This window comes from Pseudoalteromonas sp. J010, from assembly GCF_003934235.1.
GTDB lineage: Bacteria > Pseudomonadota > Gammaproteobacteria > Enterobacterales > Alteromonadaceae > Pseudoalteromonas > Pseudoalteromonas peptidolytica.
In genome coordinates this window covers 1-15,754 of record NZ_RDBW01000058.1, presented here as the reverse complement: position 1 = coordinate 15,754, position 15,754 = coordinate 1, and the positions used below count along the sequence as shown (strand labels likewise).

Sequence of the window (15,754 nt, the reverse complement as noted above, 5' to 3'; positions counted from 1 at the left end):
GATCCCATGCGGGGCAGTATTGGTTTTATCGCGAATTAAAATTGGTAAGTTCAGTAACTTGTCTTCTCTATCCAATCCGATATTGGCGCTCACAAGAATAGAATACTCATTGGTATTTACGGCTCCAATCGCTTCATAGTTATTGTTCTTTTTAATCACTTGTGAAATTTCATTTTTAGTCAGCCCAAAGGCCTCTAGTGCAGCATCATTAAAATCAATATAAAACACTTCTTCAGGGCTACCATGAATGCCTACACGACGCGTCCCCTCGATAAAAACTAGCTGATCTCTGATACCTTGTGCAACATCGTATATGTCGTCCAATGCTATTGACTTTGATGTCAATGCAAAGGTCATAACAGCCACATCACCAAAGTCGTCATTAACTACCGGTTTACTCGCACCTTGAGGCAAGCTGAGGCTAGCAAACTCCACGGCTTCGGCTAGTTCATCCCATATCTGGTCAAGTTCACTATACTTGTCCTCAACCTTTGCATGGATAATAGAGCGTCCATCCATAGAAGAAGACCTGACTTCATCCAGTTCAGGCAAGGTAACGATGGCAGCCTCTAATGGCCTTGTAACCAACCTCTCTACATCTTCGGCCTTCATATTTGGAAAATTAGTTGAAATCACAGCCTCTCGGATGATCACCTCGGGGTCTTCCCTTGCTGGTAAAGTGAAAAAGCTCACTATTCCAAAACACATGGCTAGTAATACTGAGGTCAAGATTAACGCACGTTGTTTATACGCGATTACCGAAATAGACATAACAGGCTCCTTACAAGTTAACTAGCTCAACAGCTTGTCCACTAGCAAGCCCCTGACCACCATGTAAAATAATTTTGCTATCTACTTCTAATTCACCATGTATAAATACTCGGCCGCTGCGGATCCGCGCGATTTTCACGACTTTTTTGGATACCGTTTGGGTATCAGGCTCTAAAACCCAAACAAAGTGACTATTATTGGTATCACGACGTAATGCTGTGACTGGGATAGAATAATTGTGCTGTATGCTTTTAATATTCAATGAAACATTAACTGGAGCGCCCGGCACCACAAACTCTGAATACTTACTCTTTAATACGATTAACGCTTCAATAAGGCCATTGGCACTTGCCTGGCGATTAATGCTCTTGATCATCCCGTAAAGTTGATGCTGCTCTAAGGTATACATGGATACCTGCTGACCTACAGTAAGCTGATTAACATGTTGATACGGGATCCGCGTCAATACTTCTAGCGTGGTATTGTCTGATTTTACTGATAATATGGCTTGATTGGCTGATACATGCTGATTTTTTTGCGCGAACTTTCCAGTTACACTACCATCAAAAGGCGCGATGATTTTAGTATCCAATACCCCTTTTTTTGCTATATCTCGTTTAGCCTCAAGTAGGTTCACTTGCGCCAATGCACTGTCTACTTTTAATTTCCATAAATCGACTTCAGTATCGGGAACTAATGAGCGTTTGCTCAGTGCTTTTCTTCGCTCCAATTCAATGACTGCGTTTTCTAAATCATATTTAGCTTGATTTACACTCGCTTCTGCTTCTTTCAAAGCAAGCTCAGAGGTAATTGGGTCTAACCTTGATAGTATCTGACCTTTGCTAAAACTATCACCGATGTCCAAATCCAATGAAACAATTTTACCTCTAACCTCAAAACTTAACTCACCGCGGTCATGCGCTCGTACATAGCCCAAATAAGATTGCTCAATATAGTCATTACCAGGCTCTACCCGCGTAATGCTCACTTGAGGTCTTTGTTCAACCTCGTCTTTATTTGGTGCAGCACTGCCACAGCCTAATAAATGTAACGCCAAAAAACCAACCAAATAAAGGCTATTAACTCTCGATACCAACATAATTTATCCCTTATGCCTGTGAGTAAGTTTCTTATCGTGAACAGTAAATGGCGCCACTGATCCGACGTGAGAAATGTATATGACGACAAAACTATACTACACGGTTTAGTTTATTTGCAAGTTAAACTAAAACGAACAAAATATCTGCAACTTATCAGCAGTTAATTTATTACTTCGCGCCAGTTAGCAGCTTACTGATCAAACCTTGCACCATCGCGCGCTCATCACTCGCAATTGTTATCTAATTAGTGTAAAACAGGTTTCTATTGATGTTGCGTGCACGATACAGGATCCTAAGTGGCATTACCGAACAAAGTAAAAACGCTCCTTGATGAAGCACAAGCGTTGTCAGATTATCGAGACTGCCTGGCTTATTTTTATAAATGGTTAAGTAACCAGTTTTCCAAACAGCCCGTTCGAAACCTAATTAACTCGCGCGCTGAGTTTATCGACCGACTACTTATCAAATTATTTAATGATACCGGTCTTGCACAGCACCCTGACCTTGCGCTTATCGCAATCGGCGGCTACGGGCGAGGAGAATTACACCCGTTTTCTGACATCGACTTTCTGGTACTAACCAAAGATACCCCTTGCGAGCAAGTGACCACTGGACTTGAGCAATTTGTCACATATCTTTGGGATCTCGGTCTTGATATTGGTCATAGTGTGAGAACACACGAACAGGTACTTGATCAAAAACAAAATGATGTGCACTTCACTACTAGTCTATTAGAGAGCCGCTTGATCTGCGGTAATCACATTGAATATGAGCGCCTTAAGCGACACATCGTAGAAACTCCTATTTGGCAATCGAGTGACTTTTTCATAGCTAAGGTCAACGAACAAAAAATTCGCCACAAAAAATGTCATGGTACCGCGTATAACTTAGAGCCAAATATCAAAGAAAACCCCGGTGGTCTGAGAGACTTACAGACTATATTCTGGGTAGCCAAAAAGCACTTTCATGCTGAAACCCTCGAAGAGCTAATTAACCATGGTTACCTCACTCATGAGGAGTACCAAGAGTTACTGGAATGTATCGAAAACCTCTGGAATATCCGCTTTGCACTGCATTTAGCAGCAGGGCGCAGCGAAAATAGATTATTGTTTGATCACCAGCCTCACGCAGCAGAACTACTTGGGTTTGGCTCTGAAGGTAAGGCATCCGTTGAACGAATGATGAAGCGTTTATTTAGGATCATGAGCCGAGTACGCGAAATGAACCAAATGCTGCTGTCGTATTTTGAGCAAAGTATTTTACCAGAGCAGGTTGAACTTGAAGCCACTCCTCTTGATAGAAATTTCGAGCGGATCGGTAATAAGATCCGAGTGAAGAACCCCTCAGTATTCTTTCGTCGTGAAAACCTCTTTGTTCTTTTTGAGCATATTGCGGATAACCCAAGGATCACCCAAATTGACCCAAGTACCATCCGTACGATGCGTCAGGTTAGACGTCGTTTATTGGGCGACTTGCAAGATTATGCAGGGTGTCGAGATGCCTTTTTACGCTTGCTCAAACATCCAAATGGCATGGGTAGAGCCTTTACATTAATGCACAAGCACGGCCTTATTGCCGCTTACTTACCGCAATGGCGCAATATTTTCGGCCAAATGCAGTTTGACCTATTCCATGCCTATACCGTTGATGAGCATACGCACAAACTTATCAACAATATTTATCGCTACTTTGACAAAGAACACATCAGTGAATTTCCCATTTGCTCTGAGATAGTTGCACGCATGGACAAACCAGAGCTGCTTTACTTAGCCGGTATTTTTCATGATATTGCCAAAGGCCGGGGCGGCGATCACTCCGAACTTGGGGCAGTAGATGCCATGGCCTTTACTAAGATGCACGGATTTACACAGTCAGATGCGAAGCTTGTGGCGTGGTTGGTGCAGCACCATTTACTGATGTCAGTGACGGCTCAGCGCAAGGATATTAACGATCCTGATGTTATCGCGGAATTTGCACAAAAAATAAAAAACGAACGTCAACTAGATTATCTTTATTGCTTAACAGTTGCCGACATTAGAGCCACCAATGACAATCTTTGGAATGACTGGAAAAACACGTTATTACGAGAGCTATACCTACATACTCAACGCGCGCTCAGATTGGGTCTTGAAAACCCTATGGATATGCGCGATCAAATCCGGGATAAAAAGCGCCAAGCAAAACAGCGGTTGATTAATTTAGGCTATTTTGAGGAATATATTGATTTAATTTGGTCACGCTTTAAAGCAAATTACTTTACTGCCTTTAGCGAGCAACAAATTTCGTGGCACTCAGAGCACTTACTGCAATCAAACGACCTTAGCCAGCCAAGTGTTATTGTTTCAAATAAACCCATGCACGGTGGCACGCAAGTATTTGTGTATAGTCCCTATGAGTCGGCACTGTTTGCCAAGCTAGTCAGTGTCATTGGCTCTAAAAAAGCACAGATCCAACACGCACAGGTAATGACAACCAAGGACAGCTATGTCGTCTTTAGTTTTGTCATTTTAGAAGTGAACGGCGATCCGCTCAGTACCAGCCGTGCAGCTGGCATCAGAAAAGGTCTGGAAACGCTACTGAAAGATCCGAAGAAAAAAATCCGAATTAAAAAGAACCGCTCGCAAAAGTTTAAAGACTTTAACATCAGACCAAAAATTATTTTGCGCCCACATGCACGTGAAAATCGTAGCCTAATTGAAATTCAGGCTATTGATATTCCAGGACTGCTGACTAAAATTGCTGAGGTGTTCCAAGCCTATTCACTTCATATTCATGCCGCACGCATTACAACCGTCGGCGAACGTGCAGAAGACTTTTTCGTGGTCTCGAACAAAGACTATAAGGCGCTCGACGAAGTACAAAAAGCCGAGCTTCACCGAGCGCTACTTAAAAAATTAAATGCTGAAACAGAGTAAAGAGGAATTTATGTCTGATTTAAAAACGACGATTGAAACCGCGTGGGAAAACCGCGATACCATTACCCCAACGGCAGTATCAGACGAAGTAAAGCAAGCGATTGTTCAAGCGCTTGAGCTTTTGGACTCTGGTGCTGCGCGCGTTGCTGAGAAGATTAGTGGTGAGTGGGTTGTGCACCAATGGCTAAAAAAAGCGGTGTTACTGTCTTTTAGAATTCGTGATAACCAACCGATGAGCGATGGTGTAAATCAGTTTTACGATAAAGTGCCACTGAAGTTTTCTGATTACACACCTGAGCAGTTCCAACAAGGCGGCATGCGCGTGGTACCAAATGCGGTGGCTCGTCAAGGTAGCTTTGTGGGTAAAAACGTTGTGCTGATGCCATCTTACGTAAATATTGGTGCTTATGTTGATGAAGGCACGATGGTAGATACTTGGGCTACGGTAGGATCGTGTGCACAAATTGGTAAAAACGTTCATCTATCTGGCGGTGTCGGTATCGGCGGTGTGTTAGAGCCGTTACAAGCTAATCCAACCATTATTGAAGATAATTGCTTTATCGGTGCTCGCTCTGAGATTGTCGAAGGGGTTATTGTTGAAGAAGGCGCCGTTATTTCGATGGGGGTATATATTTCACAAAGTACACGTATTTATGACCGTGAGACTGGTGAAATCCATTATGGTCGAGTACCAGCTGGCGCAGTTGTAGTGCCAGGTTCACTTCCAAGCAAAGATGGCTCTCACAGCCTATACGCGGCTATTATTGTGAAAAAAGTGGATCAACAAACGCGTGAAAAGGTCGGCATTAATGCACTACTTCGCTCAATAGACGATTAATACCCATTACTTTAATTATGTGGTCTATTTTGGGGCAAAGAACTCTTGTCGATAACAACGCTTTCTTGCCCTGCTCACAGCGAGGTACCTACGTCCTACTGTAAGCAAGCATTAAGACTAATTGGTATAACAATCACACTTTTACTACGAGGGAGCTTGAGGCTCCCTTTTTTCAGGTATTACCAACGATAATCTAGTGAAACGAGGACATTTCTCGGCCTACCAGGAAAATACCTTTCACCGCTGAACGACGTATAGTCAGCTCGCTCTGCGTAACGCGTATCCGTGAGGTTTTTCACTCTCATAGTCAGTGCAAGTTGAGGGCTGATCTGCCACCTTCCTCTTAGTGTAAGCAGATCGTGACCTGCGTAACGATGTTGGTTTTCAGGATCAGTAAAATAGTCTCCAACATGATGCCAAGCTAACGACCAGCGTAAATTTTCTAATGCCTGCCAATGTAGTTGCACATTCGCTAAATGCCTTGGTGCTGAGTCTAAATCATTCCCGTTGATATTAATGCCATTGAGGATGCTGTTTTGCTCAAAGGTGTGTTTGGCATGAGTCGCTGCCAGGTCAATCTTCCAATTTGATGATAGCTGATAGCGTAATTCTAATTCCATCCCTGCATGTTTCGAACGTCCATTATTAATATAGAAAAAATCACTATCACGGAAAATCAGGTTTTCTTTTTCCATGACATAAACGGCTGCCTGATATGTCAGTTTTTCTGTGCTACCCTTTACGCCAAACTCAATGTTGTTAGCGTTCTCCTCTTTGAGCGATGCTTTGCGCTGTGCTCGTTGCAACTGATATAACTCAGCGGCTTGTGGGGCACGATAACCACTAGATATATTCGCGTAGGCTATATGAGACTGCGCAAACGCATAACGTATCGCAAACTTTGGGGAAAAATAATCAAAGCGGTCTATGTCACTGGCTGGGCGACTATAACGACACCCCCCTTTGCTACATTCTGAACCATCTTCTTTGGTTCGTCCTACCGGTAAGAAGTTATGATAGTCATAACGCATTGATTCATAACGCCCGCCTAATTCAAGCAACCAGTTATCTTGCTGCCAGATGAATTTTGCAAAAGGTGCGATTTGGCGAGCATCTACTTCATAGTCGTAGTGTCTTCCCGTTGGGATCGTAGCTTGTAAAAAAGGAGAACCTTGCGTTGGGGTTGGTTGATATTGCAACATCTCACCTTGGGTATACTCCGCATCTAGCCCCCAGTCTAATTGAATATTTGTGCTTAATTCACTTTGCACTAGAGTCTGCAACCCGACACCCGTTTGACCATTTTCTTCAAAGGGCTTACCTGGTAAAAAATGTTTAACAAACTCCATCTCCTGCCAACGTAAGTAAGGTTTTAGTAATACTGTATCGGTATTATTCCAAAGCCAAGAAACTTCACTCCATGCCCGAAATGATGAAGCTTTTCTAAATGCCTCAGGGTTTTCATTTTGCTTTGCTAGTGTCTCATCTTTATAACTATCAACACCTGTTATATAGCCTGCAGTTTGCTGGTCTAAATGAGTATACGTCATACCTGAAACAACACTAGCAAACTGACCTTGGTGTTTGTGCTTGAGGCTTAACTTCTGCTGCTCTACGCCTTCACCATCGCGATAACCAGTGTCTTTTGTGATCGTCAGCGCTGAGCCGAGCCCTAATGACTCACTGCCCGCTTGCATACGTGCTCGACTATAGCCATACGAACCAATATCCAAGCCAATACGTGCTTCATCCGAGGTAGTGTCAGAAGTGATCACGTTCACCACCCCATGAATGGCATTAGAGCCATAAAGTACGCTGTTTGGCCCTTTCAGCACTTCTATACGTTTTGCTGCTTCAAAATGAGATTCAAATAGTTCATTGATATTGCAAAATCCAGCGGCTCTAAGCGCAATGCCATCCTCCGCCGTTAAGAGTCCTCCACAGGCTCCGGCACCGGATAGTACTTGTGATCTTAGCGCTGGCAGATATTCTTGCCCATTTCCATGCTGCATATTGGCACCCGCTACTAGTCTAAGCGCCCTTTCAATATGAGTAACACCGATATCCTCTAACTGCACCTCGGACAATACTGACAGACTAACGGGGTTCTCTGTGCTAGTAACCGCCAGCCGTGATGCGGTTGTGGTTATAATTTCCAATTCATTACTTGATGCAGCGATACTTAGCTGTGGCGCAAAACCAAGCACAGCTAGAGCAGACACTAATTTTTTCATTCTATTACCAATTCAATTAACTTAATTAAGTGCTCTATTTGAAGCGAGAAAACCGTATTAACAGCACCCCCAGCGCATTTTGCAATCTCCAAGGTACTATCAGACAAAAAGAAAGGGCTACTCAGCCCCTTATTGTCATACTTTACTTGGTGTTACGCTTGCCTTGCCTCTAGCATCAATCGCTTCATGTCGCGGACTGCCTTTTCTAAGCCATCAATCGCCGCCCTTGCGATAATCGCATGACCAATATTTAGTTCATAAATTTCTGGCATTTCTGCGATCGCTTTCACGTTGTGATAATGAAGACCATGTCCTGCGTTCACGATCAGCCCTAAACCGTGTGCATATTGCACACCTTCACGGATCCGTTCTAGCTCAGCTTTCATTTCAGTGTCATTTTCAGCATCAGCATAAGCACCGGTGTGGATCTCAATATAAGGTGCGCCTGTTTTCTTTGCAGCGTCTAGCTGCTTTTTATCAGCATCAATAAATAAACTTACTTTAATACCAGCGTCAGCTAAACGCTCGGTTGCTGCTGTGATCTTTGCTAAATTTCCAGCCACGTCTAGACCACCTTCAGTGGTAAGTTCTTCACGTTTTTCTGGCACGAGGCAAACGTATTCTGGCTTTACTTCACAAGCAATGTCGAGCATTTCGTCAGTCACTGCAATCTCAAGATTCATACGTGTTTGGATGGTTTTAGCCATCACATAAACATCGCGGTCTTGAATATGACGGCGGTCTTCACGTAAGTGAATGGTAATACCATCTGCGCCCGCGTGTTCAGCAACAGCTGCCGCATGTGCAGGATCTGGGTAACTTGTACCGCGAGCCTGACGGAGCGTCGCAATATGATCTACGTTTACGCCAAGTAAAATATCTCTCATTGTTTATCCCTTGATAATAATATCAATTTTCTTAATTAAGTGGTCTATTTTGAGGCGAGAAAATTTTGTCGATAACCCCGCTACCGCATCCTGCTATCGCCAAGGTACCTACATCCTTGTAGGCAAGGCAAAAATTTAGCTATTTAGTTGTTCTAAATAAGAAATTTTTAACGCGGTTAGCGTCAGATTTACTCCTTCAAATTGAGCAAGTATTAAGTCAAATTGGTATAAGACATTGTGTGCGATTCATCGCCCACCACTGCAATACTGGTATTATTGTACTGCGCTTTGTTAAGTGATTTTATTTCTTTGAAATAAATAGTTCTCTGCTTTTAAGGCCCTGCTTACCAACCAAAGGCGCCATTAGCTTGCGAGTTAGCCACTTTGCCGCCCTGCGTACCGCAAGGTCTTCATAATCATGAGCAGCAATTGCCAATAGCATACTACCTGGTATCGTATCAGGTTCCCGACCAACTGCAATAAAACCATATTCAGCAATATACTTATACGCTGCTTTTGGCTTGATTGGATTACCATCTGCATCAAATTCTAATTCGACTGCAAACCCGAGTTCTGCAAGCAGTTGTAGTTCAAAACTGCGCAATATTGGTTCAACATCGTCATCTTCGGCCAGACGAGTAAGATGAAGCTGATACAGCTCAAAAATTTGCTCTAAAGGCTCGTTTGTTGGCACAACTCGTTGTGTCAATTCATTAAGGTACAAACCACAATAAAGCTGACGGCCAAGTAACTGTATTTGATTATCAGTAGGTTCAAATCGATTTACGAACTTGAAGTCATATTTACCGGCATATTGCAGCAATAGTAGGGAAAAAGGTCGCAGTTGAGCGTTATGTTTGAGGGCTTGCTTGCCCTTGACGCGGGCAAGCATTTTGAGTTGTCCAACACCTTCGACAAGCACATCAAGCAGCACCTGAGAATCGCTATAAGGTCTGCGATGCAACAGGTAGGCCTGCCGAAAGTCGCTGTCCAATCAGTCTTCTCCGTATCCTAAGCTACGAAGAGCACGTTCGTCATCTGCCCAGCCAGATTTTACTTTAACCCAGCATTCTAGATAAACTTTATTATCAAGCATGTTTTCAAGATCTTTACGCGCTTCGCGACCAATGACTTTTAGCTTTTCGCCTTTATTTCCTATGACCATACGTTTTTGCGACTCTCGCTCAACTAAGATCAAGGCATTGATCTGCCAAACTCCGTTGTCCTGCCACTTAAACTGTTCGATTTCTACGGTAACGGAGTACGGTAGCTCATCGCCCATAAAGCGCATTAACTTCTCACGCACAATTTCCGCCGCTAAGAAACGCATAGAGCGGTCTGTCACATAATCTTCTGGGAAATAAAACTCACACGCAGGTAGGCGTTTGTGTACTTCCTCTTTGATCATGTCAACGTTCTTACCTTGCTTAGCCGAAATTGGAACTATGCCGATAAAATCGCCCTGCTCACTCAGCCATTGAATATGTGGCATCAACAAGTCTTTGTCTTTGACTTGGTCGGTTTTGTTCATGATGACCAAAATTGGACGACCACTGTCTTTTATCTTAGTTAGCACCATCTCATCATCAGCTGTCCAGTGCGTCCCCTCAACAACAAACAATACCAGCTCTACGTCACCGATAGAGCTTGAAGCGGCTCGGTTCATCAAACGGTTAATGGCGCGTTTCTCTTCAATATGAAGTCCAGGAGTGTCAACATACACCGCTTGATAGTTACCCTCAGTGTGGATCCCCATAATGCGGTGGCGTGTCGTTTGTGGTTTGCGTGAGGTAATACTTACCTTTTGCTCGACCAACTTATTTAATAGTGTCGATTTACCTACGTTAGGTCTTCCGACTATGGCAATCATGCCGCAATGCGTATCAAGCGTCATTCTTTAAAATCTTTAGCGCTTTTTCGGCAGCTTTTTGCTCAGCTTTGCGTCGCGAGCTGCCTACTGAAATTATACTTTCCATCCCTTCCACTATACATTCAACCGTGAATGTTTGGTTATGAGCTTGCCCTTTTGTATCAATGACAGTGTAACCTGGCAGTGGCAATTTGCGTGCCTGAAGATACTCTTGAAGCAATGTCTTTGGATCTTTTTGATTGTGGCCTGGCGAAATAGCAGTCAGTCTTGACTCATACCAATTTAACACCAAGTTTTGGCATACCTCGATATCTGAATCAAGAAATACCGCGCCGATGATTGCTTCTACTGCATCTGCAAGTGTCGATTCTCGACGGAAGCCACCACTTTTCAGCTCGCCTGGACCTAAACGTAAGTAGTCTCCAAGCGCAAACTCCACTCCGAATTCAGCTAAGGTTTGGCCACGAACCAGTGTTGAGCGCATGCGGCTTAAATCACCTTCACGCGCTTTAGGAAATTTGTGATACAACGCATTGGCGATCACAAAGCTTAAAATAGAGTCACCCAAAAATTCTAGACGCTCGTTGTGCTGGCCTTTGTGACTGCGATGCGTCAAAGCCTGCTCAAGCAGCGCCTTATCAGAGAAGTTGTACCCTATTTTATTATAAAGTTCTTCTACATTTCTTTTCATTGTTACTGAATACTACCTAGGCGTTCAAAACGAACACCAGTTGGAACCCACCCTGGCAAAATACTGTCTGGGCCATTATCAAAGTCAAAGCTTAGCCAAATAAATACCGCTCGGCCAACCAGATTTTCGTCTGGTACAAAGCCCCACATACGACTATCTTGGCTATTATTACGGTTATCTCCCATCGCAAAATAACTGCCCTCAGGCACTACCCACTCATCGCGGCGAGTACCAGGTTGCTGATAGTAGCGATCTGTTAGCTCTAATACTTCAGGGTTAATTAAAATATCATGCTCTACATTAGGCAAATGCTCAGTTAAACGCACTAACTGCATTGGCCCTTGTTTAAATTCGTCGCGGTTAACAATATCGACATCAATCTTATTGTACTCACCACACGTTAGGCCATTTACTTCACTTTGTCCTTCATCACACTTTGGCTTTATGTAAAGCTGGCGATTGCGATAAACTATATGATCGCCGGGTAAACCAACGATACGTTTAATAAAATCAATACGTTCGTCTAGCGGAAACTTAAACACAGCAATATCACCACGCTCAGGTGTACCAGTTTCGATGAGTTTGCTACGCCATACCGGATCTTTTATTCCGTATGCGTACTTTTCCACCAAAATAAAATCACCATCCAACAAAGTTGGCATCATCGAACCTGACGGGATTTGAAACGGCTCAAATATAAACGAACGAAAAATTGTGATCGCTGCAATCATTGGGAAGATTGATTTTGCATTTTCAACAATGGCAGGTTCAGGTGCAATCTCTGCAATGACGTCGTCATCTAACTGTGTGTCAGACGCACCTTGCGCGATAGCAAGCCTAGCTTGTCTTTTTGGCGCGTACACCAAATGATCGATCAACCAAATAAGGCCTGAACCGACCGTGAGTAGCACCAATAAAATTGAAAAATAACCTGCCATTTGTATTTCCTGTTACTTGCCTACTTTCAATATTGCTAAGAATGCGTCTTGTGGCACTTCAACGTTACCAAGTTGCTTCATACGCTTCTTACCTTCTTTTTGCTTTTGCAGAAGTTTTTTCTTACGACTGACGTCACCACCATAACATTTAGCGATTACGTTTTTACGTAGCTGTTTAACGGTACTACGAGCAATGACGTGGTTACCAATTGCAGCTTGAATTGCAATATCAAACATCTGGCGAGGGATTAATTCTCTTAGCGCTTCAGCAAGCTGACGACCTCGGCTTTGCGAGCCATCACGGTGTACAATGATTGCAAGCGCATCAACGCGGTCGCCGTTAATAAGAATATCTACACGTACCATGTCTGATGCTTCAAAGCGCTTGAAGTTGTAATCCAACGATGCAAAACCACGGCTGGTAGATTTTAGCTTATCGAAGAAATCCATCACGACTTCTGACATTGGCAATTCGTAGGTTACCGCTACTTGCTTACCATGGTAACTCATCTTGGTTTGCACGCCACGCTTCTCAACACATAACGTAATTACATTACCCAAGTACTCTTGAGGAACTAAGATATTCGCTTCAACGATAGGCTCACGGATCTCAATAATATCATTAACTGGAGGCAAATCTGATGGGTTATCAATTTTTACCACACCGTGCTTAGTTTCTACTTCATAGATTACCGTCGGCGCTGTGGTGATAAGATCCATGTCATATTCACGCTCTAGACGCTCTTGGATGATTTCCATATGAAGCATACCAAGGAATCCACAACGGAAGCCAAAACCTAGCGCCGTCGAGTTTTCAGGTTCGAAGAATAGCGACGCATCGTTTAGGCTTAGTTTGTTCAGGGCATCACGGAAGTTTTCGTAATCATCTGAAGAGATTGGGAACATACCAGCATAAACTTGCGGTTTTACCTTTTGGAAACCTGGCAAACGCTCTGTCGCTGAATCACGAGCCATGGTAATAGTATCACCAACTGGTGCACCATGAATGTCTTTGATACCTGCGATAACAAAACCAACCTCACCCGTTCTTAATACCCCGGTATTGGTCTGCTTTGGTGTAAAGATACCGACCTTGTCTACTTGGTGAGCTTGCTCAGTAGACATAATCTTGATCTTTTCACCCGCTCTTAACTCACCATTTTTTATACGTACTAATGATACAACACCTTGGTATGGGTCAAACCACGAATCAATAATCAGGGCTTGTAAAGGCGCGTCACTATCCCCCTCTGGCGGCGGAATATCGCGCACAATGACTTCAAGCACTTCATCGATACCGATACCGGTTTTAGCACTACAACGAACGGCTTCTAATGCTTCAATACCAACAATATCCTCAATTTCTTCGGCTACGCGAAGTGGATCAGCTTGTGGTAAGTCAATTTTGTTCAAGACCGGGATCACTTCCAAGTCCATTTCAATCGCTGTATAACAGTTAGCGAGTGTTTGTGCTTCTACACCCTGACCAGCATCTACTACAAGTAGGGCACCTTCACACGCCGCTAAAGAACGTGACACTTCATAGGTAAAGTCAACGTGTCCAGGTGTGTCGATAAAGTTAAGCTGGTAAGTTTCACCATCTTTTGCTTTATAGTTAAGCGTCACACTCTGCGCTTTAATGGTAATGCCGCGCTCACGTTCGATGTCCATCGAATCCAGTACCTGCTGCTGCATTTCGCGGTCTGTTAAACCTCCACAAACTTGGATTAAGCGGTCTGATAACGTCGATTTTCCATGGTCAATGTGGGCAATAATAGAAAAGTTACGGATATGCTTCATATACTGGATTCAATACTTCTGTTAGTCACAAATAGAGATTAAGGTCTCGATTTTACATTTTATTTAGTACAATCACCATCTATTTGCGTTATTGCTAGACTAATTGGGTAAATTTTTATCACTTTTACCTGATGTTTCAATGAGTCCCCCTTCATTTTGGCTAAAAAGAAACCAACCGAGGCACTTAAAAATGCACTTACAATTTGTAAGGGTTCACTGAGGTTAAGGACAAGCGCAGTAAAAAACATCGCAATGAAGGCAAAAAATAGCGGCAACATGTAAACGTAAAAGGCGTGCCTAACCACATTAGAGTCGTCAAGTGCCAGTTTAATTTTTTGTCCGACAGCAACAGAAGACTCTGGTAGTTCAATAGGAAATTGCTTCTTATGAGTGCCGAAAAGCTTAGCAAATACTTGTGACCCACACTTACCATTACAGCCTTCGCAAGCGGGCTTTGGTTCAGCCTCGAGGTATACAGTTGCCCCCTTAATGGCTGCAACTGTCAATGTTTGTTCAATCATAAAGGTCTTTTTACAGACTCAGCTATTGCCTTCGCGGTCATTGCAGGAATATTTCCTACTACAGATACATCAAACGCACCAGTATTGTGAACGTATACTGTAGTTGCCCCTGATGACAGTGCACCGCTTGGGCGCTGGCCTGGTAATGGGCGCTGCACGAACACCGATATATCTACTAAACCATCTGAAAACAAATAGTAGTCTGCTAACTCATTATTCAAATCTAATTTATGTCTATCAGATTTTAACAGCTCAAAGCCTTGAGGCAACCATCCAATTTGCCAGTTACTTTTGGCACCACTATCAATTGTTTGTAACAGTCCAGAGATCGGCGCTGGAAATTGCTTTTTTGATAGCTCAAGTAATTGTTCTGTAGGGTTCTCAGTGACACTTATGTGGGTAAGTTGGAGTTGCTCTAGCAATTCCCCTTGTTGATTAACATAGGCAGACTTAAGTAGCAAAGAAGACTCTGTATCAATCCAAAGCCAATAGTTGTATTTTGAATCATCTTTTGCTTCGAGCCTAACCAATTGCGCTGGTCTATCAACGATACGCCCCTTTCCGCCTAAAACAAAATCATAGCTGTCTTTCAAACTATCGATATTTTTGAATAGCACTTCAGGTATGGGACCTGCTATAGAATCTGTTTGAATAGTATAGGGGTCAGATTTAGGCTCAAAGTAAGTTACTTTGTCGCCAATGCGAACCATTTCAAGCCCTGCGCCATTGAGCAAGCTCAATAACTCAAGCTCGGTTCCACCTAAATTACCATGCAGCCAGCGATATGGCTCCATTGACTTACCTTTGACCACAACAAATGAGGCATCAAAGTTGCGATGATGCACAGCATTTGCCATATCCTTTAACAGCTGTTTGGCTGAGATATTCTCATTTGCYCACAGCCAACTAGAGAAAAATACACTTAATACAACTACCAGTGCTCTCATTTATTGCTCTTTTTCCTCTTGTTTGCTCTGCGTCTCTTCACCCGTCTGTTGTAGTGCATAAGCCATCCGAGACTGTCTTTGATGTTCAAGCACCAACGCGCCAATTCTTTGTTGCTGCAACTCACGGATCCCTTTCGCTGCTGACTCAAGGGCAGGCTCAGTAGATAAACTTACTGGTGATACACCACCAGCAAAGGGGGTTGATTGTAATTGCAAAGTATCATTAACCGGCTGCGCTGGAT

General features: G+C 43.3%; 14 protein-coding genes. 2 read left to right on the top strand and 12 right to left on the bottom strand.

The genetic code is table 11. The features are described from left to right. A partial coding sequence (locus EAG18_RS21720; protein WP_148098530.1) for an efflux RND transporter permease subunit occupies positions 1-771 on the bottom strand: 771 nt, incomplete at its 3' end. A 10-nt stretch (positions 772-781) separates the two neighbouring features. Next, positions 782-1,870 (bottom strand): efflux RND transporter periplasmic adaptor subunit, encoded by a 1,089-nt coding sequence (locus tag EAG18_RS21715; RefSeq protein WP_125254436.1) that lies wholly within the window; start codon positions 1,868-1,870, stop codon positions 782-784. Between the two features lie 297 nt (positions 1,871-2,167). Here EAG18_RS21715 and glnD point away from each other — a divergent pair, with 297 nt between their 5' ends. Continuing rightward, entirely contained in the window at positions 2,168-4,786 is a 2,619-nt protein-coding gene (gene glnD, locus EAG18_RS21710; protein WP_125254435.1) for a [protein-PII] uridylyltransferase, read from the top strand. A gap of 10 nt (positions 4,787-4,796) precedes the next feature. Then, on the top strand, positions 4,797-5,624 hold the full coding sequence (gene dapD, locus EAG18_RS21705) for a 2,3,4,5-tetrahydropyridine-2,6-dicarboxylate N-succinyltransferase (RefSeq protein ID WP_125254434.1): 828 nt from the start codon (positions 4,797-4,799) through the stop codon (positions 5,622-5,624). A 179-nt stretch (positions 5,625-5,803) separates the two neighbouring features. Here the strand turns inward: dapD and EAG18_RS21700 are convergent, their stop codons facing one another. From EAG18_RS21700 to EAG18_RS21655, 10 genes are all read right to left on the bottom strand, one after another. Further along, on the bottom strand, positions 5,804-7,858 hold the full coding sequence (locus tag EAG18_RS21700; RefSeq protein WP_125254433.1) for a TonB-dependent receptor: 2,055 nt from the start codon (positions 7,856-7,858) through the stop codon (positions 5,804-5,806). A gap of 152 nt (positions 7,859-8,010) precedes the next feature. Beyond that, complete coding sequence (pdxJ, locus tag EAG18_RS21695; protein ID WP_125254432.1) at positions 8,011-8,745, bottom strand: pyridoxine 5'-phosphate synthase; 735 nt, start codon at positions 8,743-8,745, stop codon at positions 8,011-8,013. A 301-nt stretch (positions 8,746-9,046) separates the two neighbouring features. Next, complete coding sequence (recO, locus tag EAG18_RS21690; RefSeq protein WP_125254431.1) at positions 9,047-9,739, bottom strand: DNA repair protein RecO; 693 nt, start codon at positions 9,737-9,739, stop codon at positions 9,047-9,049. Then, positions 9,740-10,639: a GTPase Era gene (gene era / locus EAG18_RS21685; RefSeq protein WP_125254430.1), complete on the bottom strand. Its 900-nt coding sequence runs from the start codon at positions 10,637-10,639 to the stop codon at positions 9,740-9,742. After that, positions 10,629-11,306, bottom strand: coding sequence for a ribonuclease III (gene rnc, locus EAG18_RS21680; protein WP_125254429.1), 678 nt, complete (start codon positions 11,304-11,306; stop codon positions 10,629-10,631). Before rnc ends, era begins: the two co-directional genes overlap by 11 nt. A 2-nt stretch (positions 11,307-11,308) precedes the next feature. After that, a complete protein-coding gene (gene lepB / locus EAG18_RS21675; protein ID WP_125254428.1) occupies positions 11,309-12,244 on the bottom strand; it encodes a signal peptidase I in 936 nt (311 codons plus the stop codon). A gap of 12 nt (positions 12,245-12,256) precedes the next feature. Next, positions 12,257-14,044, bottom strand: a complete 1,788-nt coding sequence (gene lepA / locus EAG18_RS21670; RefSeq protein ID WP_125254427.1) for a translation elongation factor 4 — start codon at positions 14,042-14,044, stop codon at positions 12,257-12,259. Between the two features lie 59 nt (positions 14,045-14,103). Beyond that, entirely contained in the window at positions 14,104-14,565 is a 462-nt protein-coding gene (locus EAG18_RS21665) for a SoxR reducing system RseC family protein (RefSeq protein ID WP_125254426.1), read from the bottom strand. Next, on the bottom strand, positions 14,562-15,512 hold the full coding sequence (locus EAG18_RS21660) for a MucB/RseB C-terminal domain-containing protein (protein ID WP_125254425.1): 951 nt from the start codon (positions 15,510-15,512) through the stop codon (positions 14,562-14,564). Before EAG18_RS21660 ends, EAG18_RS21665 begins: the two co-directional genes overlap by 4 nt. After that, positions 15,513-15,754, bottom strand: a 242-nt coding sequence (locus EAG18_RS21655) for an anti sigma-E factor RseA C-terminal domain-containing protein (RefSeq protein ID WP_275557366.1), incomplete at its 5' end; no start/stop codon positions are given.